The sequence below is a fragment of the Arthrobacter livingstonensis genome (genome assembly GCF_003219815.1).
GTDB lineage: Bacteria > Actinomycetota > Actinomycetes > Actinomycetales > Micrococcaceae > Specibacter > Specibacter livingstonensis.
Window position 1 is genome coordinate 1 of record NZ_QJVD01000039.1, and the last position, 23,248, is coordinate 23,248.

The following is a 23,248-nucleotide window of genomic DNA, read 5'->3' on the forward strand; positions in this document are numbered from 1 at the left end:
AGTTCTGGGCCGCGGAAAACATCCAGCCGGAGTCCTACGAACCCGGCAGCTGGGGCCCCACCTCCGCTGATGAACTGCTCACTCGTGATGGAAGAACCTGGAGAAGGCCATGATCGTAGACCTGCCTGGCACCACGACCTCGAAAGTTTCCAAGAAGATCATTTCCCTGCGCGAGCAGGGCGGGGTGACCGCCCTGGGACGGGTGCTCACCCTCGTGGTGGTCACCAAGTTCGGCCTCGAGGAAGAAGCGATTGAGGCGGCCAACGACGCCAGCCGGGAACACCCGTGCCGGATCATCGTCCTCGTCGACGCCGGCGCAGGGGCCCCGAACCGACTCGACGCCCAGATCCGCGTCGGCGGTGACGCCGGCGCCTCGGAAGTGATCGTCCTATACGGTTATGGCGAACTCGCCAGGGAAAGCGAGTCCCTCGTTGCCGCGCTGCTGCTGCCCGATGCCCCGATCGTGGCCTGGTGGCCGCACGCCGCCCCGAAAAATGCCGGCGAGACCTCCATCGGACGCATCGCCCACCGCCGCATCACCGACTCAGCTAACGAGGCCGACCCCCAGCTCGCACTGAAGAACATCTGCCGCACCTACAAATCAGGGGACACCGACCTGGCCTGGACCCGGCTGACCAACTGGCGGATCCAGCTCGCCGCGGTCCTGGACCAGGCCGACGGCACTCCCATCACGGCCGTCACCGTAGAAGGTGCCTCCGACTCCCCAAGTACGATCCTGCTGGCGGCCTGGCTGCACCGGGCCTTGGACACGGCCGTCACCATCGTCTCGGACCCGGCCGGCACCGGGGTTCGGGGCGTCCAGCTGTCCAGGGCCTCCGGTGACATTCGGCTGTTCCGGCCCGGACGCATCGTCGCCGAGCTGACCCAGCCAGGCCAGCCGGCGCAGCGGATCTCCCTGCCGCGCCGTACCCTGTCGGACTGCGTTGCCGAGGAACTGCGCCGCCTCGACCCCGACGAGGTCTTCGGTGAAACGGTTCGTAGTCTTGGTACTTCCAAGGAGCATCAGGAAAGCCGCGTGACGGTGACTGGCAGTGCGAAGCCAGAACACGACCGTTTGTCACTGATCGCTGTTTGAAGGGTGCCGCGATGCAACACCGATTCCGTTGCGTGTGCTACCTCCAGGAACCGGATTCGAAGGCATGGATGCCGACCGAGTATGGGTGACCACGATCGTGGACCTGGACGCCGGACAGGTCCTTGTCTGTCGTCCCGGGTAATGTTTTTGGGTCCACTGGGCTGAACTGATGACATTCTGCGCAGCTGTGACGGTCATGGTCTTGGTTTCCTGCCTGCGACTGATGCCAAGGTGCGCGGCTGACCTCAGCAGACTCTTCAGCCTAGGGAGAAGGCCAACGGAGGGCAACCACCGTCAGCTGGTCGGCCATGGTTGGTAACGGTCCCATGGCCATCGCCCGGAACCGCCGGGTCGTTACACCGTCACCGGAGTCCGTGGCTGTGTGCCAGGGCGATGGCCTCAGTGCGTGAGCCGACGTCGAGCTTCTTGAACAGGTTCCGCACATGGAACTTGACCGTATTCTCGCTGATGCCCAGTGTTGAGGCGATGGTGCGGTTGCGTTGTCCGGTGGCAAGGTGCTGGAGTACCTCGAGTTCCCGGGGGGCAAGGTTCCATCCGGCGACGTCCCCGGTCGGGCGTGCCGGCGGGTCCAAGGGGAGTGTGACAAAGACGTCTGCACCCCAGCCTGGCATGACATCGACCTGCAGGTTTCCGGTGAGCGCCTGGACCCGGCGATCCAGGCGGATGATGCTCGGCGCGTCGGCGGCGAGTGCACCTCGGCCGTCGTCGCGTACGTTGATCAGCAGGTTCTCGCCGTCGCAGTCCCATTGCGTCCGGACCCTGCTGACGTCGGATTGTTCCATCATGGCCAGCAGAAGTCCGCGGACGATGGCCCGTGCCGCATGGGCAACTTCGCCAGGCAGGTCCCGTCCATTGAGCGGTGGTTCGATGAATTCGACTTCAATGCCGCTGAAGCGCGTGAGCGGTCGCAGGTCCTCCCGCAGGCGTTCGAAGGCTGTGGCGACGGGCTCTTTCACCAAGTCATTCGTGCGGTCACTGTGGGCGCGGAGCCTGACCAAGGCCTTGGCGGCGAGGTCAGTGACGGTTGTGCGTGCTGCGGCATTGTCCAAGGAGGATGAGCGCAGGGCTGCCAAGAGCGTCTCCAGGGTCGTGGAGTGAAGATCGGTCAGTTCCGCCGTCACTCGGACACGCTCAGCTGAGGCCGCCCGCGATTCCAGCAGGTATGACGGCGGCGCATCGGCCACTTTTTCCTGGATCCGCCGGGCAGCAATGCGCCACAGATATGTCACCAAGTCTAGTCCGGTGTTGTTCCCTGGGTCGGTCGGGTGGGGATCCGTGAGGACGAGGAGGGCTTGGCTGGAGGCGTGTTTCAGGGCGAGTACGGGGCGGGACCGGCCGGCAAGTTCGGCCTCCCCGAACCAGGGTGTCTCATCCGAAAGGGTGGAGCGAAGCGTGTCAAGCTCGGCGATGGAGACCCGGGAAGTGATTTCTTCCTCGCCTGCCTTCTTCTGTGGCCGCCCCGTGCAATCTTCGGTGAAGATAACCAGAGCGCTACTTCCCAGGTAGGGGAGTGTGGCATCGCGCAGTCGCTCCGCTATCTGGGTCAGAGGGGCATCGGCCAATGCTGCCACGGTCTGCAAAACCGGCCATGGCAGGACCGGAAGGGGTGTGGTGGTTTTCTGCAGGGGCTGGTCTGTGGTTGCGCTCATCTGGATAGTCTACCGGGGTCGGAATCGTTCACCCAACCCAAAAGTGTAGTAAGAACCGTCAGAAAACAGTGTTACCCCTGCCCGTTTGTTTGGCGATGATGAATATCAACCACAAAGTATCCGTGCGGCCGCTACAGGCCGATGGCCGAATCGAAGGGGATAAATCTTGAATCCGACAACAAACGCGGTGCGTACCTTGTTCAGCGCAACAGGTTCAGCGTCAAATCCTGAAGCATCAACATTTAGCTGGACCGCCGAGGACCAGCGTGCAGTGGACACTGCCCGAGTCTTGGCCGCTGACGCCGTAGAAAAGGTTGGCAACGGCCACCCGGGCACGGCCATGTCCTTGGCGCCTGCCGCCTACATTTTGTTCCAAAAAGTCATGCGCCACGACCCCAAGAACACCGACTGGATTGGTCGCGACCGTTTCATCCTGTCCCCCGGACACAGTTCGCTGACCCTGTACATCCAGTTGTTCCTTTCCGGCTGCGGCTTGGAGCTTTCCGACCTGGAGGCCTTGCGCACCTGGGGCTCGCTGACCCCCGGCCACCCCGAGTACAAGCACACCAAGGGCGTGGAAATCACCACCGGCCCGCTGGGCCAGGGCCTCGCCTCCTCGGTGGGCTTCGCGTACTCGCAGCGCCGCATGCGCGGACTCATGGATCCCGACGCCGCACCGGGCACCAGCCCGTTTGACCACACCATCTGGGTCATTGCCTCCGACGGCGACATCCAGGAAGGCGTCACGTCCGAGGCTTCCTCTCTGGCAGGCCACCAGGAACTGGGCAACCTCGTGGTGGTCTATGACGAGAACCACATCTCCATCGAGGACGACACCGACATCGCCTTCACCGAGGACGTTCTCAAGCGCTACGAGTCCTACGGCTGGCACACCCAGCGTGTGGACTGGACCGAGACGGGCGACTATGTCGAAGACGTCCAGGAGCTCTACTCTGCCCTGCTTGCCGCGAAGGCCGAGATCTCCAAGCCCTCGATCATCTCCCTGCGCACCATCATCGGCTACCCGTCGCCGAAGAAGCAGAACACCGGTGGCATCCACGGCTCCGCACTTGGTGCCGCCGAGGTTGCCGCGCTGAAAGAAGTTCTGGGATTTGACCCGGAGAAGCACTTCGACGTCGACCCGGCCATCCTGACCCACACCCGCAAGGTCATCGACCGCGGAGCGCAAGCCCGTGCCGAATGGACCACCGGCTTCAACGACTGGAAGTCCGCCAACGCGGAAAACGCGGCCCTGCTCGAACGCATCGTAAAGAAGGAACTCCCGGCCAACTGGGAGTCAAACCTGCCTTCCTTTGAGGCTGGCAAGGATGTCTCCACCCGCGCAGCTTCGGGCAAGGTCCTGAACGCCATTGGCGGCGTGCTGCCTGAACTTTGGGGCGGCTCCTGCGACCTCGCCGGGTCCAACAACACCACCATCGACGGATATGGCTCGTTCGTGCCGGCTTCCAAGCAGACGGATACCTGGTCTGGTGGCCCCTACGGCCGGGTACTGCACTTTGGCATCCGCGAGCACGCGGCAGCCTCGATCGTGAACGGCATCCACCTGGGCGGGCCCACCCGGGCGTTCTCCGGTACGTTCCTGATCTTCAGCGACTACCAGCGACCGGCCATCCGCCTCTCCGCGCTCATGGGCGTCCCGTCCATCTACGTGTGGTCGCATGACTCCATCGGCCTGGGCGAGGACGGCCCCACCCACCAGCCGGTGGAACAGCTCTCCACCCTGCGTGCGATCCCGGGCCTGGACGTCGTCCGCCCCGGCGACTCCAATGAGGTTGCCGCTTCTTGGAAGAAGATCCTGGAAACCACGGACAACCCGGCCGGCATTGTGCTGACCCGCCAGAATGTCCCCACCTATGCCCGCGGCACAGGTGTTGCGACGGCCACCGAGTTTGGTTCCACCGACGGTGTCGCAAAGGGCGGCTATGTGCTGGCTGAGGCGGTCTCCAACGGGGCCGTGGTCACCCCGGAGGTCATCCTGATCGCCACGGGGTCCGAGGTCCAGCTGGCTGTTGAGGCCCGCGAGACACTCGCTGCCGAAGGCATTGCCGCCCGCGTGGTCTCCATGCCGTGCGTCGAGTGGTTCAACGCACAGCCGGCCGAGTACCGCGAACAGGTGCTCCCCGCAGCCGTCAAGGCCCGCGTCTCCGTCGAGGCAGGCCTGGCACTGGGCTGGAAGGAATTCGTCGGCGATGCCGGCCGATCCATCAGCCTGGAGCACTTCGGCGCCTCAGCAAACTACGAGCGCCTCTTCCAGGAGTTTGGCATCACGGCTGAAGCAGTAGCTGCCGCTGCCAAGGACTCCCTGGCAGCCGCCAGCAACTAACCCCTCAACTGCGTTGCGGCCGGCGCCGCCGGACGTCCCACGGGCGTCACGCGGCGCCGGCCGCAAGCTGCCAAGTGTCCACTATTTTTGAAGGAAGAAGCAGAAGACATGACCAACGAAACACCCACCGCACAGCTTTCCGCCACCGGCGTCTCCATCTGGCTCGACGACCTCTCCCGCGAACGGCTCTCCAGCGGCAGCCTGCAGAAACTCATCGACGAAAAGAACGTCGTCGGCGTGACCACCAACCCGTCCATCTTCCAGGCCGCGATCACCTCCGGCACGGACTACGACGGAAAGATCGCCGAACTTGCCGCACGGGGCGCCAGCCTCGATGAGACGATCTTCGAGATCACCACCACCGACGTCGCCGACGCTTGCGACCTCTTCGCCCCGGTCGCCGCCGCCACCAAGGGCATCGATGGCCGTGTCTCGATCGAGGTCGACCCCCGCCTGGCGTGGGACACCGAAGGTACAATCGCTGAGGCCAAGCAGCTCTACGCCAAGGTCAACAGGGACAACGTCCACATCAAGATCCCGGCAACGCTCGAAGGCCTCGCGGCCATCACGGCAACCCTGGCCGAAGGCATCAGCGTCAACGTCACCCTGATCTTCTCCTTGGAGCGCTACCGCGCAGTCATCAACGCCTTCCAAGCGGGTCTGAAACTGGCCAAGGAAAACGGCCACGACCTCTCCACGATCCACTCGGTGGCATCATTCTTCGTCTCCCGCGTGGACACCGAGATCGACAAGCGCCTCGACGCCATTGGCACCAACGAAGCCAAGGTTCTCAAGGGCAAGGCCGGCGTTGCCAATGCCCGCCTCGCCTACCAGGTCTACGAAGAGCTCTTCTCCACCGAACGCTGGGCAGCCCTGGCCGAAGCAGGCGCATTGCCGCAGCGTCCCCTGTGGGCCTCCACCGGCGTCAAGGACCCCGCCTACCCCGACACCCTCTACGTCACCGGGCTGGCTGCCTCCGGCGTCGTAAACACCATGCCGGAAAAGACCCTCGACGCCACCTTTGACCACGGCGTAGTCACCGGTGACACCATCACCGGCACCTACACGGAAGCAAACGGCGTGCTCAACGCCCTCGAAGGACTCGGCGTCTCCTACAACGAGGTCGTCGCGCTCCTGGAATCCGAGGGCCTGGAGAAGTTCGTGGCCAGCTGGAAGGAACTCTTGGCCGACGTCGAAGGCGCCCTCGCCACCGCCCGGGCGGGCATCCTGACCCACTGAGCGCTCTCAGCTACGACGCCAGCGGTGCTGCGCAGCCGGCTATCGAACAGCACAACCCGGCACTTGCCGTAAACCGGAGTGCCACCAGGATTTTCGCGAAGGACCACACCCTGTGTTATCCCGATGCCGAATCCGCCACCAGCCCCGGCTGGGGGGACCTTGTTGATCTCCCCCAGCTGGGATCAACAAGCTGCGGGAGCCGTTCCGGGCCGAGGGGCTTACCGGCATTGTCCTGTGCGGCATGGGCGGTTCCCCGCTCGCTTCCGAGCACCATGTCCTTGGCCCTGATCCGCAAGTTTTGACCGCTACCGAAAGGCAGACACCATGTCCATGTCACCCCTGAAGTGCTGCATCAACCCCAGCATCCTCTCCGCCGACTTCGTCAACCTCGAGGCGGAGCTGGCCCGCATCGCCAACGCCGATGCCGTGCACGTGGATGTCATGGACAACCACTTTGTGCCCAATCTGACCATCGGTCTGCCCGTCGTGGAACGGCTGCAAAAGGTCAGTCCCGTGCCATTGGACGCGCACCTGATGATTGCCGATGCCGACCGCTGGGCCCCGCTCTATGCGGATGCCGGCCTGGACTCGGTGACCTTCCATGTGGAGGCCGCCAATGCGCCCATCAAACTGGCCCGTGAACTGCGTGCCCGGGGCGCCAAGGCGGGCATGGCACTGCGCCCTGGCACCCCGGTGGAACCGTACCTGGACTTGCTCACCGAGCTGGACATGCTGCTCATCATGACGGTGGAGCCCGGCTTCGGCGGGCAGTCCTTCCTGGACGTCATGTTGCCCAAGATCCGCCGAGCGCGCGCCGCAGTGGAGGGATCCGGGGCCAACGTCGCCATCCAGGTCGACGGCGGCATCACCGAAGAGACCATCACCCGAGCCGCGGAAGCCGGTGCCAACGTTTTTGTGGCCGGTTCTGCCGTGTACGGCAAGCCGTCCCCCGAGGAGGCCATCGAGTCGCTGCGCGCGAACGGCCAGCTCGCGTTCACCGGAACAACGCTTATTTCCAACAACGCGTAACCCCAAAAACACTGCACCCCAACAAGCCTGAAGGACCACTCATGCGCGTTCACATCGCAACCGACCACGCCGGCATGGAGCTCAGCTCCCACCTCATTACCGCACTGACCGCCAAGGGATACGAGATGGTGGACCACGGGCCCAAGGCCTACGACGCCGAGGACGACTACCCGTCCTTTTGCATCAATGCCGCGTCCGCCGTCGTGGCCGACCAGGCCGCGGGAGTGGACGCCCTCGGGATAGTGCTGGGCGGCTCGGGCAACGGCGAGCAGATCTCCGCGAACAAGGTCAAGGGCGTGCGCGCGGCCCTGGCCTGGAACCTCGATACCGCCAAACTGGCCCGCGAACACAATGACGCCAACGTGGTGGCCGTGGGCGGTCGCCAGCACACAGTCAAGGAGGCCACCGAACTGATCGAGGCATTCCTGACCGAACCGTTCAGCAACGCCGAGCGCCACGAGCGCCGCATCGGAAAGATCGCCACATACGAGGCCACCGGCGAGGTTGCCGGGTAACTTGGCGTTGCACTAAGTGGTTCGGCACGAGTGCGTTAAAAAGAGAGTGGAATGTTGGCATGCCGAGATCAGGGGCTCAACCCCACCGGCCATCTATGCACCCAGAGAAGTAAGGAATCAGATGAGGATTGGCATTCTCACCTCGGGCGGGGACTGTCCAGGGCTGAACGCGGTCATCCGGGGAGCAGTGCTCAAGAGCAGCCGCTTCCCAGGCAACGAGTTCGTGGGCTTCAAATACGGTTGGCGAGGAGTCGTCAACGCCGATCTCATGCACCTTGACCGGCAAACTGTTCGGGGTCTATCCAAGCAGGGAGGCACAATCCTTGGCTCATCTCGGACCAACCCATTCGAGGGACCGTGCGGAGGCCCGGAGAATATTTCGCGCGTGCTCAAAGAGAACCGTATCGACGCGATCCTCGCAGTCGGTGGAGAGGGCACCCTCACGGCAGCCCGGAGGCTCGCGGAGGCGGGTCTGCCTGTGGTGGGCGTGCCCAAAACAATTGACAATGACCTTGCCGCGACTGATTATTCTTTTGGATTCAATACCGCGGTGGAGATCGCCACGGAAGCGGTGGACCGCATTCGCACAACGGCGGAATCCCACCAGCGCTGCATTGTTGTGGAAGTCATGGGCCGCAACGCTGGCTGGATCGCGCTTCATGCCGGTATGGCGGCAGGCGCACACGCAATCCTCATTCCCGAGCAGCCCCGCTCGATCGCTCAGATATGCGAGTGGGTCAATTCCGTCCGGCACCGGGGGAGAGCCCCCGTTATTGTTGTTGCGGAAGGATTTGTGCTCGAAGGCATGACCGAAGCCCACTCCCACAAGGGACTCGATGCATTTGAGCGACCCCGGCTTGGCGGAATAGCAGACATCCTCGCTCCCATGATCGAGGCCCACACTGGCATCGAATCCCGCGCCACAACCCTTGGATTCGCGCAGCGCGGAGGTGTCCCCAGCGCCTACGACCGCGTATTGGCAACGCGCCTTGGTATGGCAGCCGTCGACCTTGTCGTCCAAGAGCAATGGGGCAGCATGGTCGCCCTGCGGGGAACCAAAATAGTTTCGGTGAGCATCGAAGAAGCCACCCACAAGCCAAAGCTCGTCCCCGTTCAACGCTATGAAGAAGCGGCCTTCCTGTTCGGCTGAAGATCTATCGGAAGTTTAACGATGCCCTGATCAGCAGGGAAGACCCATGAAGAAACTGAGCCCCAAGGAGCTTTTCATGCCCATTGCAACACCGGAGAAGTATGCCGAAATGATTGACCGTGCCAAGGCTGGCGGATTCGCCTACCCTGCGGTCAACGTGACGTCTTCGCAGACGCTCAATGCCACGCTCCAGGGCTTCGCCGATGCCGGAACGGACGGGATTATCCAGGTCTCCACCGGCGGCGCCGCGTACTGGTCCGGTGCCGGTGTGAAGGACATGGTGGCCGGGTCCCTGGGCTTCGCGGCGTTCGCCCGCGAAGTGGCCAAAAACTATCCCGTCAACGTTGCCCTGCACACCGACCACTGCCCCAAGGACAAGCTCGACGGCTTTGTGCTGCCGCTGCTGGCCGCGTCCGAGGCCGAGGTTGCGGCCGGGCGGAACCCGATCTTCAACTCGCACATGTGGGACGGTTCCGCGGAGACCCTGGAGGAGAACCTTCGGATCGGCCGGGAACTGCTGGCCCGCACCTCGGCAGCGCACATCATCCTTGAAGTTGAAATCGGTGCGGTGGGCGGTGAGGAGGACGGCGTGGAAAACGCCATCAACGACAAGCTGTATTCCACGGTGGCCGACGGCCTGGCCACGGTTGAGGCTCTCGGGGCCGGCGAACACGGCCGCTACATTACGGCCCTGACCTTCGGCAATGTCCACGGCGTGTACAAGCCGGGCAATGTGAAGCTGCGACCGGAGATCCTCAAGGACATCCAGGAGCAGGTCGGTGCGAAGCTGGGCAAGGCGAGCCCGTTCGACCTCGTGTTCCACGGCGGTTCCGGCTCCTCCGCGCAGGAAATTGCCGACGCCGTTTCCTATGGTGTCATCAAGATGAACATCGACACGGACACGCAGTACGCGTACACGCGTCCGGTGGCCGGGCACATGCTGTCCAACTACGACGGCGTGCTGAAGATTGACGGCGACGTCGGAAACAAGAAGGCCTACGACCCCCGCGTCTGGGGTGCCGCGGCAGAAAAGGGCCTGGCCGCCCGCGTGGTGGAAGCCGCGCAGCAGCTCGGCTCCGCCGGCAAGACGTTTGCGTAATGAGCGACGAATTCCGCCGGAACCTTCTGGGCCCCGAGCCCACACTGCTCCCGGCTGAGGGGGACGTCCAGGAGGAATGGTGCTGAGGCCTACACGGACTGATGTGGAAGTTACACACCGGCCTTGGTGAGAAGCGCATCAACCATCAGGAAGAACTGGGCGCGGTGATCAATTGCCTTCGGGGCGGTCATATATTGAATGGCCGCTCCGTCGAAGACCACAAGAAAGCACCTCACCAACGTATCGAATCCTATGAGGCACTTCTCATCGCTGCTTTTGGCCGCAGCAGAGAATATATTCCCCAGCTCCACTTCGTAGGCGGGGTAAATTCTCGCGGCTAACGGGCTGTCAACGGCATTGCGTGTGGCCCACAGAATAAGTTCGATCTCAGCAAGAATGCTTGCCGGTTCCTCCTCCAGGGCGCGCCAGTATCCTTCGGCCACCTGTTCCACAGCCTTACGAAGCCCTAGATGCTCAGGGGCGTCGCTGGAAAATCGCCGCAGGTTCTTAAACCAGGCCTCGGCTGCCGCCTCCATGAGTTCTTCTTTATTGCTAAAACAATAATGCGCTGTAGCCAAGGGGGCATTGGCCTCTTTAGCTATGGCCCGAATGGTCACCGACTGGACACCCTCACGACGCATGATTTCAACGGTGGCTGAAATCAACTGTTCTTTTCTATCTTCTGCGGATACCCGCATGGAACACGCTCCAGTCTTCCCGTTCAGCCCCATCCGGGCTATTTCCTGATGTCAAGACTATTGCTTGTGATGCGCTGCTTTGCACAGCATCCCGATCATGGTGTTGCTGGCCGGACTGACAGTTCGTGTGCCCACGGGTGCAATGCTCGTCAGCTTGGAAGCGTCGGTTGCCCAGCCGCACGGCTGGGCAACCGGTCATTCCTGCCGTGGATGCCTACAAATTGCTGAGCTGGGACACCACCACGGAGCACGCGTTCCGGGTGGCCCGTGTGCGCCGAAGTGGTCAGGCTGTTCCCGGGCCAATGTGGGTCAGGAAGCCCAGGTGGCCCTCGTAACGGCCCAGGACGTCGTCGATCACTTGTTGGTGGACAAGGCCCATGAGGTCATAGCCCTCGGATCCGGTTTGATCGAAGACTTCCGCGCGGTAATAGACGTCCATTTCGTGGAAAGTACGCCCACCGAACGTCGGCACCGGGGCCTCCACAGCCTCAACCCTATAAAGAAACTCGCGATGGTCGGGAATGGGAACAACCAGTGCGTAACTGGATATCCCGGTGGTTTCGTCCTGGGCAATGTTCAGGGTGGCCTGCTGACCCTGTTTGGTGAATTCCTCGAGTAGTTCGGCTAGAGCCGGCTGCACGGTGTTTTCCATGAACTGGACCAAATCCTCCTTCGAAGGATAGGACCGGATGCCCGACAGCCGTTGGCGCCACGTGCGCTCCGGCCTGTTGCCGCTGTGCACGGAGGATTGCTGGCGAAGCGCACGGCCCTCACGTTGTGCCCGCTCCATTCGGAGCGCCTTGGTGAAGGAAGCCATGACCAGCCAGGCGATGATCGTCACCGGCAGGGCAAAGATCAGTGTGGCGTGTTCCATGGTGGTCACCCCGCCGGCAACCAACATCGCGATGGTGAGCAGGGCGGTGAGTACGGCCCAGAAGATTCGTAGCCATTTGGCTCCGTCCTGGGTTGCGTTAGTGATCCGGGAGGAGAAATTAGACATCATCATGGCGCCGGAGTTGGCGCTGGTGAGATAGAACAGCAGGCCGGACAAGGTGCCCAAGCCGATCAGGAATGCTGCTCCGGGGAACATTCCCAGCAGCGAGTACCAGCCCCGTTCCGGGCTGTCGATGGCCAGTTCGGCGAACTTTGTGTTGCCGTGCAAAACCTGGAACATGGCGCTGTTGCCGAAAATGCTCACGACCAGGAAATCGCACAGCACGGGTGCAGTGATCGCCGCGATGACGAACTCGCGCAGCGTGCGGCCGCGGGAGATGCGTGCCAAGAACAGGCCCACGAACGGTCCCCAGGCAAGCCAGAAGGCCCAGAAGAACAGGGTCCAGCCAGCCATCCACGTTGAACCGCCCGGATCATATGCAAATGTCTGTAGTGTGCGGCCGGGCAGGGTGACGGCAAAACGGCCGATGTTCTCCACCAGGGCGTTGAGCAGGAACGCTGTTTGGCCGGTCACTAGAATGTACAGCAGCAGCGCTGCCGCGACCCAAATATTCAGCTCCGCGACCCAGCGTATTCCTTTGTCGACGCCGGAGGTGCACGAGGCGATTGTCAGCAGGACGGCGACCACCACCAGTGCGATCTGCAGGGCCAGGCCTGAGGGGAGATGAAAAATTAAGGAGAAGCCGATGTCCAGCAACACCACGCCGATTCCCAAGGCCGTGGCGACACCGAAAACAGTGCCCACCAGGGTGACGACGTCAATCGCGTCGCCGAGGCCGCCCCGGATACGCTTGCCCAGCAAGGGGTGCAGGACTGCCCTGATCGACAGCGGTGTGCCCCACCGGTAGGCGAAATACCCCATGGCCATGCCGAGTAGTGCATACATGGCCCAGCCGGCGATCCCGTAGTGGAACATGGTCCAGACTACGGCGTCCTGGGCCGCGGCCGCCGTTTGCCCGGCCCCTTCCGGGGGATGCATGTATTGGGTGATGGGTCCGGTCACGGAGTAGAAAAGCATGTCGATGCCCACACCGGCCGCGAACAGCTGCGCCACCCAGGTGAAGAGCTTGTACTGCGGACGGGAGTGGTCCGGGCCCATCCGGACCGAGCCGACCTTGGACAGCGCCACCCACAACACAAAACCGATCACCACGGTGACGGTGAGGACGTAGACCCAGCCGACGTTCGCTGCGACCCAGGACGTCACTACCGCCATGGTGCCGTCTGCGTTGGAGGGGAACACCATCGCCCAAAGAGTGAAAGCAAGAATGATGATGGAAGCAATGATGAAGACACGCCAATTAACCTTCGGCACATTCTCTTTACTAAGAGATGCGGGGGATTGGTTATGGTGTTCCGCTGTGTCACGGTCTTTGCCGATGATACTCAAGTGTCCAACTCCGATTTTTTGCTCCAGGCTGCGTGAAACACAGCACATCATTGTGGTGTTCGCGGCCGTTGCCTGGTCGGTCAGGGGGAGATTGTGGTGCTGGGCTATCGCCCGGCACCGCAACCTCCCATCCGACGCCGCTATGAGTCAGACTCACCGTGAACGGTTCTCCGTTGTCCAGCCGGCCTGCTGGGTGTGCAGCCCGTATGAGGCAAAGGGTTGAGGATCCAGCCAGCCTTCGGCCTGTCTGGATCTCCCGCCCCGGGCCCCGGTTGTATTCCTTAGGACATGGAGCCGTGTGCGGTGAAGAAACCCAGGCCGTAGTTAGGAGTTTCAAAGGTTATTTCGGATCCCTTGGGGAAAAACAGGACATCGCGTTCCTTTGCGTGCGTCACTTCCCCTGTCACCCGATCAGTGAGGATGAACTCACCCTTGATAACGACCTTCATCTCGTCGCAGGTGTACGTGTACACAAGGGGCTCAGAGGCCTTGAGCTCGAAGAATCCGGAGCTCATTACCGAACCTTCGGGGTGGGTGAGGGAGTCGGCGATTGCGGCGTCACATCCGGGGACATTCATTGACGGCAGTCCGAGGTAGCCGCCTTCTACCTTGTGGATGGATCCGGTCTTGCTGTGCGTGCCTACTGTGGTGGTTTCCATGGTGTCTCCTGTAAATGGTGTTGTGAACGTATGTTTTGTTTTCGTCGGCCCGGCTCAGCCTGGGTGCATCTGAGGCTGCGCTGCCCATCTGTCAAAACCCCTGTCGGGGGGTTCAGCGAAGTTCGGTCTTTGGCTCTGGTTAGAAGATTACGAAAACTTTGCGCAGTGTCTCGTGGATCTCCCAGTTACCGCTCCAACCTCGAGGGACGAAGACCGCGTCTCCGGGGCCGACGAACTCGGGTTCGCCGCCGTCGGCGGTGATGGTCATCGAGCCTGAAAGGACGTGGAGGAATTCGTGTGTTTCCAAAACCCAGCGGGAAGGGCCCGCGGTGCATTCCCAAATGCCGGATTCGGCACCGTTCTCGTCCTTCCACAGGTAGCTTCCGCGGGTATCCATCTGGGGTCCCGTCGCTTCAGGACAGGGGCCCCAATCCTCCAGCTCCGTCACGTTCTCCGCATTGCGGATAATGCTCGCGGGGATGGAGGCTGTCTTGTCAGTCATTGTTTTCCCTTTCGTGTGGGCTATCAGCCGCTTCTGCCGATAGCTGATAGAGGTTTTTGTTTTAGTCCATTGCGGAAGGGCTCAGAGTTCTTCGTATTTGAAGGAGTGCGACTCCAGACCTTCCGGGTTGGGGCCATACATGGTCACCATTCGTGCGTAGACGGGGGCCCAGTATCGGCCTATCCCTCCGGGATTCACACGCGCCGAATCGCCCGGCTTCAGGATTACGGTCTTGCCTTGGCTCTCGATATGGAGTTCGCCTTCCAATAGGAAAGCAGTTTCGCTGTGCGGGTGAAAGTCTTCCCAGGCACAGGCCTTCAGCTCCCACTCCGAGAGAATGAAGTCGTCCCAGCGCCCTACAGGATGAGCATTGATGAATCTGCAGCGCAACCGCCCCCAATCGCCTTCCAAAGCCGTCATCGGTTTCGCCGGCCAGTAGTCGATCGCTTCGCCCGTCGTCAGTGTCGGGGTCTGGGTGGTGGGTGTAGCCATGACCTTATCCGTTTCTCTAGTGCGGAATATGCTTTGCGCGGTGTTTTGGTTGAACTGGATGAGACCCCAGCTGCGTGATCTGGATCACCGCCCTTTCAACACTGTGACATGGACGCGTGTTCAAGTCAATCGTTCGAGTTGACTTTTTTAAATTACCTCCGTATGCGTCGATCTTTAAGACATTTCATCTATTCTGATATGTTTCCCTGTAACGTTCGCCAGCGGGGGTGGTGCTGCGACGGCTCAGTAGACAGGCGGGGTGCCCGGCGGTCGGCGGTGATACCTACCCAAACGGGTGGGGTGAACCATCCAGAATTAGCGTTCCTCCCACCCACACATAGCAGGATCATTGGTGACATAACCAACGCCGAAGGGGTGGCTGACATTGATTGTCGTGCAAGAACCAGCCTTGGACCTTGTAGGGCAACCGTCTGTGTTGGCCTACTGGAGATTGCGGAGACCGACGATGGTGTCGGCAACGAGCAAGTACCCGCGACCTCGCAGGAGCTGAAGTTCAAATCGATCCGACTTTTAGGAAAGGCAGCCCGATGCTACAAAACTCAGATTCTTGTCTTGAGACGTGGATGGGCCAGGAGGCCCTCGCCGAGGCCATGATTCCGGTGATCGGCCGGCTGTACCGCGAAAACAACGTCGTGACCAGCATTCATGGCCGGAGTTTGACCAACACTTCCACTATGAACATCCTCAAGGCCCATCGCTTCGCGCGCCGGGTCAGTAAGGAGGAATTGCTCCTGGAGGAGACCGCCCCGTTGCTGGACAATTTGGCGCGGTTGCAGCTGGGCTCGGCCGAGATCGACATCGGGCGCCTTAACCAAAGGTTCAAGGACGCGGGCAACGGTGCCAGCCTGGAGCAATTCCTTCGGGCCGAGCTTGCCGAGATCTTGGGCAAGCGTGGCGACGACCGCACCGCCACCGACGTCGTGCTTTACGGCTTCGGACGCATTGGCAGGCTGGTGGCCCGACTTCTGGTCGAAAAAGCCGGAAGTGGCCGTGGCCTGCGCTTGCGTGCCATTGTGGTCCGCCGCGGGTCCGAGAACGACCTGTCTAAGCGTGCCAGCCTTCTACGCAGAGACTCGGTTCATGGTTCCTTCGCGGGCACCATCCGGATCAACGAGGATACCAACACCATCACAGCAAACGGGGTCCGGGTGCAGGTCATCTACTCCAATAACCCGGCTACCGTTGACTACACCGCCTATGGCATCAACAATGCCCTCGTGGTGGACAACACCGGCCTTTGGCGTGACGCGGAAGGCCTGTCCCAGCACCTTAAAAGCAAGGGCGTTGCACGGGTGCTGCTGACCGCGCCGGGCAAGGGGGATGTGAAGAACATCGTCCACGGCATCAACCACGGTACCATCGCTGACACGGACCGGATCGTGTCGGCGGCATCGTGCACCACGAACGCCATCACTCCGGTGCTGAAGGCTATCAATGACAGGTTCGGCGTGATCCATGGCCATGTGGAAACAGTCCACTCGTTCACGAACGACCAGAACCTGATCGACAACTTCCACAAGGGTGATCGACGCGGGCGCTCCGCCGCGCTTAACATGGTCATTACCGAAACCGGTGCGGCTAAGGCCGTGTCCAAGGCACTGCCAGAATTGCTGGGCAAGCTTACGGGCAGCTCCATCCGGGTCCCCACCCCGGACGTTTCCCTGGCCATCCTGAACCTCAGCCTGGAAAACGGAACCACCAAGGACGAGGTGAACAAATACCTTCGTGAGATGTCGCTGCACTCTGAGGTGCGCAATCAGATCGACTTCATTGACTCACCCGAGGTGGTTTCCACCGACTTCGTTGGCTCTCGTCGTACCGGTATCATAGACGGCCTAGCCACCGTTTCCACTGATAAGAACCTAATTCTCTACGTCTGGTATGACAACGAGTTCGGTTACAGCTGCCAGGTGGTCCGCGTCATGGAAGAGATGGCCGGGGCAAACAGGCCGTCCTTCCCCGTAACGGATGTCGTTCAGGAGGCCATGTCGGTGCTGGCCGCCCTGGGAACGGCCTAGCATGGCCACATCAGCAGATTGCCTTGGCTTTTGCAGGGCCGGACATCCCTTCCGGCAATTGCCAATTATCACCAGTACCACGGGGGCTCAAGACGGGAGCGCACTGCAACTCGTGGCCTGCCGTGGCCAAGTCCTGAGCCGACAGATCCGTTCGTCTGCGGACGCCGGGCCAAAACGGTATCGTTCCCAGCCGGGATCGACCCTCTAAAATGGAGAGTTCAATGAGCGAAAAACTGCGTTGGGGCGTATTGGGCAGTGCCCGGATCGTCCGCAAGACCATTCCGGCTTTGCAGGAGACGAAAAACGGTGAGGTCGTAGGGATCGCTTCCCGCACCGAGGAAAAGGCCAAGGAGTACGCCGACAAACACGGCATTCCACAGGCATTTGGCTCATATGAGGCTCTACTCGCTTCCCCGGATATCCAAGCCGTCTATATTCCGCTGCCGAACGCCCTGCACCTGGAATGGATTCTAAAATCCTTGGACGCAGGCAAGCACGTCCTCTGTGAGAAACCTTTGGCCATGACCGCCGCGGAGTGCGAAGAGATTGCGCGCAAGGCCGACGAGACCGGGCTCAAGGTCTTGGAAGGCTTTATGTACCGTTTTCACCCGCGTTTCGAGAAGCTGCAAGAGCTACTCACGGCCCATGCGGTGGGGAAATTGACATTCATCCACGTCGGTCACTCTTTCGAGGCGGGCGGGGAAGAGAACATTCGCTGGTATACCGCACTTGGCGGCGGCGCACTTTTCGATGCGGGTTGCTACTGCGTCAATGTCAGCCGGATGGTCACCGCGCAGGAGCCGGCTCGGGTCGCCGCCTTTGGCAACTACCGCGATGCCAACGACGGCGGTCAGATTGACACCAGCATTGCGGGCATGTTGCGCTTTCCCGGTAGTGTAACCTCGCTTTTTGATAGCGGAGTGAACCTTGAGCGGCGCAACTTTTTAGAACTCACAGGCACCGAGGGGCGGCTCTACCTCGACAATCCTTTTGGGCTCCTGGATGAGGATTCGGTCCTGGAGGAGCATCACTTCGGGCAGGACACCATCTATCACCAGATCAAAGGCGAAAACCACTTCGTACGGATGGGCGAGCACTTCGCCGACAGCGTCCTAAACGGTACGCCGCTCCGCTACGATCTCAGGGACGCGGCAAACAACGCGCGCGTGTTGGAGGCTCTCGACCATGCAGCGCGGAAACAAGATGGTGACGTCTGAATCGAGACCACATTCTGGGGCTGGCCCAGGCTTTCGTTGATGAATGTGCCGCTCGAGTCGGAGAGGGCAGCTGGCGCAGGATTTTTCGGCGTCGTTCCAGCTGAGGAGCCCTCGTAGTATTTTGATAGGTTTTTGGGGCAGGCTTTTTAGTCGGACAGAGTCATCAGGCGGAGGATCTGTTAACTTCGGGTCACGAGGGATGGCCAGATCACTTCGTTGCGGGGCGAACTTGCAGCGCAAGCAATTCACGGCTTCCTCGATTTGGGTGGCGGAACCGGTGCGGTAGCGGATCGAGGAACTGGCCATCGGCACGATTGCCGGGAGGCGTGGGTCGTCGATGACACCGGGCTCGACAAGGAAGGCACGGTCTCCCCAGGGTTGGAGCGTCAGGATTCAGGCACTCCAGGCAAGATTGGGAACTTCCAGATTGCCGTGTCGCTGCAAGCGGCCACCGACGACGCCTCCTGCCCGCTGAACTTGCTCCTATACCGAACTGAAGCCTGGGACGACACCTGCGCGGGCAACAACGGGGACTCCGCCGTAACCACTGAGCGCAGGGTCTTGCGGGATTCCCGGAGATGGTGCGCCACCGCACCGAGTGGTCCCAAGCACTGGAAATAATCGACGAGCTCGCCGCCTGGGGATGCACGCCCCGCGGCCGCCGTTGCCGGCTGCGGGGAGGCCGCCGCCCGCCGCCAAGGACCGACCGTTAGGGGCATCAATTACTTGTTGGCCGTGGAATTCTCCGCCATCGTCCACTTGGCCGTCGTGGTTCCAGAACACCTTGCGTACTCCGGACGGGCCCGCGCGGGTGCTCCGGTACCGGGAAGCGAGCCCGTCCCTGAAGGTTCGAGGTTGTTGTCGATGGGTGCAGGGACTCCGGAGCAATTAACAACAACTCGCTGCGCCGCGATTGCCATCGCACATAGAGAGAAAGAGACGGGGCTTGAGGTCCAACCAATGCTTGGGAAAACCACGCTAAGCCGGTAGGGCCAGATATCAGGGGCTCTGGTGGGAACTGCTGTGGCCCCGGGTCACGCCGCCGGGGTGGGGCGTCGTCCCAATCAAAGTCGCAGCGATCTTCATGGACCACGACTTGAACGAGTTGGACACCCTCGACCCGATCGTCATCCACGCAACAGAAGACGACCTTTCCCGCAAGGGCGACTTCGCACGTGACATTCACACCAAAACGGGCCTGCTGCAACGCGTGAAGGTATCTTCTACGACCCGCAGAGTGGTCGAGGCGCAGCTTGCCAAATTTGACAGCCCCGCACTTTCAGGCATGAAGTCAGCCCCTGCAGACGGCTCCAGATACTGCAGCAGGATCATAGGGGAACATCGCTGTCACGCCGCGAACGGCCGCGATCACAAGGCCATGGCGGATGTCAGTGCGGGCACCCGGGCGCCGAAGTGCTACCGCTCCGTTGGCCTCGGCTCATAACCTTGGGAATCTCGATCGCGTTCTGGTGCAGGACAGCCTCGTATCGGACCGATTCTTCTTGGAAGCCCAGGGCTGATCCAGGTCAAGATCAGGTGGTAGCGGTTCTCGTTGACGAGAGCATCCAAGGCCTGCTTATGGCTTGTGCCCAGGTTTCGAAACCAACCTGCATCATGGACACCGGCGCGCCATTGCAGCACGAGCTGACCACCATCCCTCGAAAGCCGCTTGCTGCTGACCGGATGACTTGTCGGTCCCTATCCCGCTGTCGTGAACACGATTTCCGGCGCAGCGTCCTGTGTTTTGTCCGGGTGAGCAGCCCACCAGGCGGCACAGGCAGCGCGCCAGCTGTTAAGGTCGTCTTCATGTCCGCTGATGCGCACCGTCGATCCAGACACCCGGGCCACTGCGGCGCCACAGGAGTAGGCACCGTCGTCGGCCGTGATCGCCGGGTACTCCTCGTAGAGTTCGCCCAGGGAACGGATCAAATAGTTCGGACGCTCGTCCGATCGCGCACCCAGGGCCGTTTGGACCGAGTCCACGCCTGTAAGCACGAGGACTGTGGACATGCCTGCGCGATTTCCGCCCAGGATGTCGGTGTCCAGTCGGTCGCCGACGACGAGAGGGCGATCGACGCCCGAGTGGCGCGCCGCCGTCTCGAAGAGAGCTGCTTCTGGTTTTCCTGCTACTAGTGGAGACTTGCCAGTGGCAGCGGCAACCGCGGCCACCAGTGCCCCATTGCCGGGAGCGAACCCCCGCTCCTGAGGAAGGGTCATGTCCACGTTCGTCGCTACCCAGGTGGCGCCCGCTGCGATTGCGTAGGCGGCCTCTGCCAGGTCTTTCCAGCAGAGGGCGGGGGAAAACCCCTGAATGACAGCGTCTGGCCGATCATCCGAGGTGGGAACGACAACGAGTCCTTGCGCCCTGACGGAGTCTGCGAGGAACTGACTGCCAACGACGAGCACCTTCGCGCCTGTGGCAACCTCGCCAGCCAGCAGCACTGCACCGGCCAGCGCGGATCCGAAGACCTGCTCAGTGGTGGCAGGTGCTCCTAATTCCCGGAGATGGGTGGCAACATCCTCGGGTGAGCGCGACGCGTTGTTTGTCACGTATGCCAGGCTCTTACCCTCTCGTGCGAGCTGATCGAGTGCGTCGATGGCGCCGTCGATCACCTGCGGTCCGGTATACACGACGCCGTCGAGGTCCGCGAGCACTCCGTCGAAGCAGTCAATTAGCCGATTGGTCTTCGATACCTCACTCTCGCTTGTCTTGCTGTCGGGCTTGCTCTCGTGTAGGGCCGTGCCCTCATCGGAGCCAGCAGGTGACGGCTCAAATGCTGGCGTTACTTTTTGATGCTTCAGCGTGCCGGGCTCGACCTCGTCGGGTAGGAGGGTGGGCTTGAGGTTCAACAGGTTATTCCGGAGCTGGCGGGACATAGTTTAGAGCTTCTTTCCGGCTCAGCCGAGTGACACGGCAGCATCGACGAGGCGAGCAGCGAGGCCTGCTTCGGCTGAACCCCAGGCGCGGGGATCGTAGGACTTCTTGTTAATGAGCACCCCGTCGACCTTCAGGAAGCCATCGTAGTTCCTGAACATGTGGTCGACGATCGGACGCATACTTGGTGTCCTTGGCACACGGTTTCCGCATGCCCCAAGTCGGTGTGGACCTCTCGGGGCCCTTAGCCGGCATTTCGGTGAGGTTGTGTGACGAGGATGCCTGCATTGACCATCTGGATTATCTGAGGTGGCCTGACCATTCAGCCAGGGCCTCACCCGGTGGGAAATTGCCGAATGCTGGCGATGCACCGGGTGCCGGAAATGGATTTCAGCATTCAGTGAAACCCTGTTCCATTCATTGTGGGTGGTTGAAGTGGGCCCCTACCACTGCCGGTGGATACCGAATTTCCGGTATCCACCGGTGTACTGGGAGGCCCCGCATACGGCGGCAACGTGGCGGACCGCGGGGTTACCGCCGGGCCGAGTTATGGAGGTTTCTTGCGGTCAGCGCGTGAAGATCACAAAGAACTTCCTGATCCGTTCGTGGATCTCCCAAGTCCCCTGCCAGCCAATTGGGAAGATCGCGGAGGTTCCGGCTTCCACACTTACAGGCTCACCGCCGTCTTCAGTGACCACCATGCGGCCTTCAAGGACGTGAATCGCCTCTCCTCGCTCCAAAAACTCCCATCGTGAGAGGCCTGGATCGGCTTCCCAAACTCCAGAGAGGATACGTGAGTCGTCGCTGGTGAAGGGAATGGCCATCCTCGTAGGAATCTCTTTGCCTATCACATCGGCCAATGGGGGACCGAGTAGGGATTTGTCTAGCTCTCCCTCGAAGAGATCGCTGGGCTGGAAGGTTATGCTCATTTGGATTACCTTTCTGTTGCCGCTCGCCGGTAACGCCTCTGGCAGACTGGAGGTGATGGTCGCAGGTCGATTAAGCAGCGATTCGGTCATGTCGGTCAAATTCACCTTTCCTCTTCCAAGGATGGGCTTAGCATCCATCGTCCTGTCATTTTCGGGTAGGGGAAACGCTCATTCGGCATGGTTTAAACCATCCTTTCGATTAGGTCGCTGGAGGCTGGCAAAGCCCACGAATAAGCGGCTCTTCAGTATGCAGGGTGTAGTTTTGGTCTGAAGTCACCGTTGCCAGGGGTGTGTATTAGTTGGGTTGGGGTTGACAGAAGCGAACCTGGTTCGCTCGCTACCGCGCCGCAGTGTTGGTCCAGTGGTCTTCAGGATTACCCCACAGCACGCTGGCAGGTGCAACATGTCCCCTCTGGTTGTGTGCAGGGGTGCTTCCGCTCTTATCGGGGTGGTTTTTCAGGGCCGCAGCGAGAGTCTAGCTACGCTGAATCCCCCCGTCGGCCGCTCGTCCCGGTGGCACTGTACCGGACACCCCGGGTGTCCCTGCCGTTGAATTCGTTCCGGCAGGCATCACCAGCAATTCCTTAACACAGGCTCCTAGCACCTTGCCGAAGAGGATCGCGACGCCCTCTAGACCCCAGCATTCAGCGTCGATTCCAATGGTGGTCCAGCCGACATGGCCCCTGAATCCCTAAATTCCTTTTCGTCCCGAGCCAGTCTGGCCGTAGGGAGGCGAAGGGAAGCAACCATGTTGTTGGTGTCGATCTTTACGCTTCCCTACCGTTCCCGTGATGTTTCACAATGGGCATCGGGTAGGCCACGATTTCCACGATGCGATCGTCACTGTAGTTGTCGTCGATCCGGATATCGATTTCGAATACGGAGTTGAGGTGTGTCGGGTTGGTCTTGTTCATGAGTTTGCCTTTCGATTGCCCTCTTAGGGACAAAAAGGACCGTCCCTGGGTGGGACGGTCCTGTGGACTGTATGATTTTGAGCCTATTTTTTTCTGGGTTAGGCGGCTGGCTCTCTCGGATCGATGATGCCTTTTGCGTGCGAATCTATCAATCCCGATGGTCTGCACCGTTGAGAACCAATATCTGGTCGTGGCGTATCACTTACAACCGGGCCTGGCCGCGCCGCAGACCCCTGTTATTCGGGGTCCATGGTGAGGTAGCGGTAGACGGTGGCTCGGCAGACGCGCCGCTACGCGGGCACTACCAAATGATTCTTCGATAGCAGCTACGCGGGCATCTTTGATGAGTCAACGCGGCCCCCCCCCGGGGAATCATGTCAAGATGCCCGCGTGGTTTTCTTCGTGGAATCATTTGATAATGCCCGCAGGGATGGTTG

Annotated in this window: 20 protein-coding genes and 1 pseudogene; 11 read left to right on the forward strand and 10 right to left on the reverse strand. The window is 61.1% G+C overall.

Annotation, left to right across the window (positions count from 1 at the left end):
- Window positions 1–109: 109 nt before the first annotated feature.
- Entirely contained in the window at window positions 110–1,096 is a 987-nt protein-coding gene (locus CVV68_RS20880; protein WP_110502926.1) for a glucose-6-phosphate dehydrogenase assembly protein OpcA, read from the forward strand.
- Between the two features lie 362 nt (window positions 1,097–1,458).
- On the opposite strand, the gene CVV68_RS20885 is transcribed toward CVV68_RS20880, so the two are convergent.
- Window positions 1,459–2,766 carry a helix-turn-helix transcriptional regulator gene (locus tag CVV68_RS20885; RefSeq protein WP_110502927.1) on the reverse strand — a complete coding sequence of 436 codons (1,308 nt, stop codon included), beginning with the start codon at window positions 2,764–2,766 and terminating at the stop codon, window positions 1,459–1,461.
- A gap of 187 nt (window positions 2,767–2,953) precedes the next feature.
- Here CVV68_RS20885 and tkt point away from each other — a divergent pair, with 187 nt between their 5' ends.
- The 6 genes from tkt (at window position 2,954) to fbaA (ending at window position 10,142) form a co-directional block, all read left to right on the forward strand.
- Window positions 2,954–5,110: a transketolase gene (gene tkt / locus CVV68_RS20890; RefSeq protein ID WP_245933700.1), complete on the forward strand. Its 2,157-nt coding sequence runs from the start codon at window positions 2,954–2,956 to the stop codon at window positions 5,108–5,110.
- A 108-nt stretch (window positions 5,111–5,218) separates the two neighbouring features.
- Entirely contained in the window at window positions 5,219–6,349 is a 1,131-nt protein-coding gene (gene tal / locus CVV68_RS20895) for a transaldolase (protein WP_110502929.1), read from the forward strand.
- Window positions 6,350–6,673: 324 nt separating this feature from the next.
- Window positions 6,674–7,378 carry a ribulose-phosphate 3-epimerase gene (gene rpe / locus CVV68_RS20900; RefSeq protein ID WP_438502664.1) on the forward strand — a complete coding sequence of 235 codons (705 nt, stop codon included), beginning with the start codon at window positions 6,674–6,676 and terminating at the stop codon, window positions 7,376–7,378.
- Window positions 7,379–7,419: 41 nt separating this feature from the next.
- The gene (locus CVV68_RS20905) at window positions 7,420–7,893 is read left to right on the forward strand and encodes a ribose-5-phosphate isomerase (protein WP_110502930.1); all 474 of its coding nucleotides are present in this window, start codon (window positions 7,420–7,422) and stop codon (window positions 7,891–7,893) included.
- 121 nt (window positions 7,894–8,014) lie between these two features.
- Window positions 8,015–9,043 (forward strand): 6-phosphofructokinase, encoded by a 1,029-nt coding sequence (locus CVV68_RS20910; protein WP_110502931.1) that lies wholly within the window; start codon window positions 8,015–8,017, stop codon window positions 9,041–9,043.
- Between the two features lie 76 nt (window positions 9,044–9,119).
- On the forward strand, window positions 9,120–10,142 hold the full coding sequence (gene fbaA, locus CVV68_RS20915; protein ID WP_110502940.1) for a class II fructose-bisphosphate aldolase: 1,023 nt from the start codon (window positions 9,120–9,122) through the stop codon (window positions 10,140–10,142).
- A 110-nt stretch (window positions 10,143–10,252) separates the two neighbouring features.
- Here fbaA and CVV68_RS20925 read toward each other — a convergent pair whose 3' ends face one another.
- The 5 genes from CVV68_RS20925 to CVV68_RS20945 all read right to left on the reverse strand — a co-directional run bounded on the left by CVV68_RS20925 (window position 10,253) and on the right by CVV68_RS20945 (window position 14,837).
- Window positions 10,253–10,840 (reverse strand): TetR/AcrR family transcriptional regulator, encoded by a 588-nt coding sequence (locus CVV68_RS20925; RefSeq protein WP_110502941.1) that lies wholly within the window; start codon window positions 10,838–10,840, stop codon window positions 10,253–10,255.
- A 283-nt stretch (window positions 10,841–11,123) separates the two neighbouring features.
- Window positions 11,124–13,109: a choline BCCT transporter BetT gene (gene betT / locus CVV68_RS20930; protein ID WP_245933696.1), complete on the reverse strand. Its 1,986-nt coding sequence runs from the start codon at window positions 13,107–13,109 to the stop codon at window positions 11,124–11,126.
- Window positions 13,110–13,465: 356 nt separating this feature from the next.
- Entirely contained in the window at window positions 13,466–13,843 is a 378-nt protein-coding gene (locus tag CVV68_RS20935) for a cupin domain-containing protein (protein ID WP_110502933.1), read from the reverse strand.
- A gap of 139 nt (window positions 13,844–13,982) precedes the next feature.
- Window positions 13,983–14,345, reverse strand: coding sequence for a cupin domain-containing protein (locus CVV68_RS20940; protein WP_110502934.1), 363 nt, complete (start codon window positions 14,343–14,345; stop codon window positions 13,983–13,985).
- A gap of 81 nt (window positions 14,346–14,426) precedes the next feature.
- Entirely contained in the window at window positions 14,427–14,837 is a 411-nt protein-coding gene (locus CVV68_RS20945) for a cupin domain-containing protein (RefSeq protein ID WP_245933697.1), read from the reverse strand.
- Between the two features lie 548 nt (window positions 14,838–15,385).
- On the opposite strand from CVV68_RS20945, the gene CVV68_RS20950 reads away from it, so the two are divergent.
- The 4 genes from CVV68_RS20950 to CVV68_RS20965 all read left to right on the forward strand — a co-directional run bounded on the left by CVV68_RS20950 (window position 15,386) and on the right by CVV68_RS20965 (window position 19,537).
- Entirely contained in the window at window positions 15,386–16,876 is a 1,491-nt protein-coding gene (locus CVV68_RS20950; protein ID WP_110502935.1) for a glyceraldehyde-3-phosphate dehydrogenase, read from the forward strand.
- Window positions 16,877–17,097: 221 nt separating this feature from the next.
- The gene (locus CVV68_RS20955; protein ID WP_110502936.1) at window positions 17,098–18,093 is read left to right on the forward strand and encodes a Gfo/Idh/MocA family protein; all 996 of its coding nucleotides are present in this window, start codon (window positions 17,098–17,100) and stop codon (window positions 18,091–18,093) included.
- A 261-nt stretch (window positions 18,094–18,354) separates the two neighbouring features.
- A complete protein-coding gene (locus CVV68_RS24990) occupies window positions 18,355–18,714 on the forward strand; it encodes a transposase (RefSeq protein ID WP_368773189.1) in 360 nt (119 codons plus the stop codon).
- 475 nt (window positions 18,715–19,189) lie between these two features.
- Window positions 19,190–19,537: a 3'-5' exonuclease family protein gene (locus CVV68_RS20965; protein ID WP_110502938.1), complete on the forward strand. Its 348-nt coding sequence runs from the start codon at window positions 19,190–19,192 to the stop codon at window positions 19,535–19,537.
- A gap of 254 nt (window positions 19,538–19,791) precedes the next feature.
- On the opposite strand, the gene CVV68_RS20970 is transcribed toward CVV68_RS20965, so the two are convergent.
- The 4 genes and pseudogenes from CVV68_RS20970 to CVV68_RS23670 form a co-directional block, all read right to left on the reverse strand.
- Window positions 19,792–20,970 carry an HAD-IIA family hydrolase gene (locus CVV68_RS20970; protein ID WP_211320943.1) on the reverse strand — a complete coding sequence of 393 codons (1,179 nt, stop codon included), beginning with the start codon at window positions 20,968–20,970 and terminating at the stop codon, window positions 19,792–19,794.
- Between the two features lie 21 nt (window positions 20,971–20,991).
- Window positions 20,992–21,147: pseudogene (locus tag CVV68_RS20975) on the reverse strand (class II fructose-bisphosphate aldolase); the annotation flags it as partial.
- Between the two features lie 387 nt (window positions 21,148–21,534).
- The gene (locus CVV68_RS20980) at window positions 21,535–22,035 is read right to left on the reverse strand and encodes a cupin domain-containing protein (RefSeq protein ID WP_245933699.1); all 501 of its coding nucleotides are present in this window, start codon (window positions 22,033–22,035) and stop codon (window positions 21,535–21,537) included.
- Between the two features lie 629 nt (window positions 22,036–22,664).
- Entirely contained in the window at window positions 22,665–22,811 is a 147-nt protein-coding gene (locus CVV68_RS23670; protein WP_170133279.1) for a hypothetical protein, read from the reverse strand.
- Between the last annotated feature and the right edge of the window lie 437 nt (window positions 22,812–23,248).

Coding starts and splice junctions, on each gene's coding strand:
- CVV68_RS20880 (WP_110502926.1), top strand. CDS start 110: ATGATCGTAGACCTGCCTGGCACCACGACCTCGAAAGTTTCCAAGAAG.
- CVV68_RS20885 (WP_110502927.1), bottom strand. CDS start 2,766: ATGAGCGCAACCACAGACCAGCCCCTGCAGAAAACCACCACACCCCTT.
- tal (WP_110502929.1), top strand. CDS start 5,219: ATGACCAACGAAACACCCACCGCACAGCTTTCCGCCACCGGCGTCTCC.
- rpe (WP_438502664.1), top strand. CDS start 6,674: ATGTCCATGTCACCCCTGAAGTGCTGCATCAACCCCAGCATCCTCTCC.
- CVV68_RS20905 (WP_110502930.1), top strand. CDS start 7,420: ATGCGCGTTCACATCGCAACCGACCACGCCGGCATGGAGCTCAGCTCC.
- CVV68_RS20910 (WP_110502931.1), top strand. CDS start 8,015: ATGAGGATTGGCATTCTCACCTCGGGCGGGGACTGTCCAGGGCTGAAC.
- fbaA (WP_110502940.1), top strand. CDS start 9,120: ATGCCCATTGCAACACCGGAGAAGTATGCCGAAATGATTGACCGTGCC.
- CVV68_RS20925 (WP_110502941.1), bottom strand. CDS start 10,840: ATGCGGGTATCCGCAGAAGATAGAAAAGAACAGTTGATTTCAGCCACC.
- CVV68_RS20935 (WP_110502933.1), bottom strand. CDS start 13,843: ATGGAAACCACCACAGTAGGCACGCACAGCAAGACCGGATCCATCCAC.
- CVV68_RS20940 (WP_110502934.1), bottom strand. CDS start 14,345: ATGACTGACAAGACAGCCTCCATCCCCGCGAGCATTATCCGCAATGCG.
- CVV68_RS20945 (WP_245933697.1), bottom strand. CDS start 14,837: ATGGCTACACCCACCACCCAGACCCCGACACTGACGACGGGCGAAGCG.
- CVV68_RS20950 (WP_110502935.1), top strand. CDS start 15,386: ATGCTACAAAACTCAGATTCTTGTCTTGAGACGTGGATGGGCCAGGAG.
- CVV68_RS20955 (WP_110502936.1), top strand. CDS start 17,098: ATGAGCGAAAAACTGCGTTGGGGCGTATTGGGCAGTGCCCGGATCGTC.
- CVV68_RS20970 (WP_211320943.1), bottom strand. CDS start 20,970: ATGTCCCGCCAGCTCCGGAATAACCTGTTGAACCTCAAGCCCACCCTC.
- CVV68_RS20980 (WP_245933699.1), bottom strand. CDS start 22,035: ATGGATGCTAAGCCCATCCTTGGAAGAGGAAAGGTGAATTTGACCGAC.
- CVV68_RS23670 (WP_170133279.1), bottom strand. CDS start 22,811: ATGAACAAGACCAACCCGACACACCTCAACTCCGTATTCGAAATCGAT.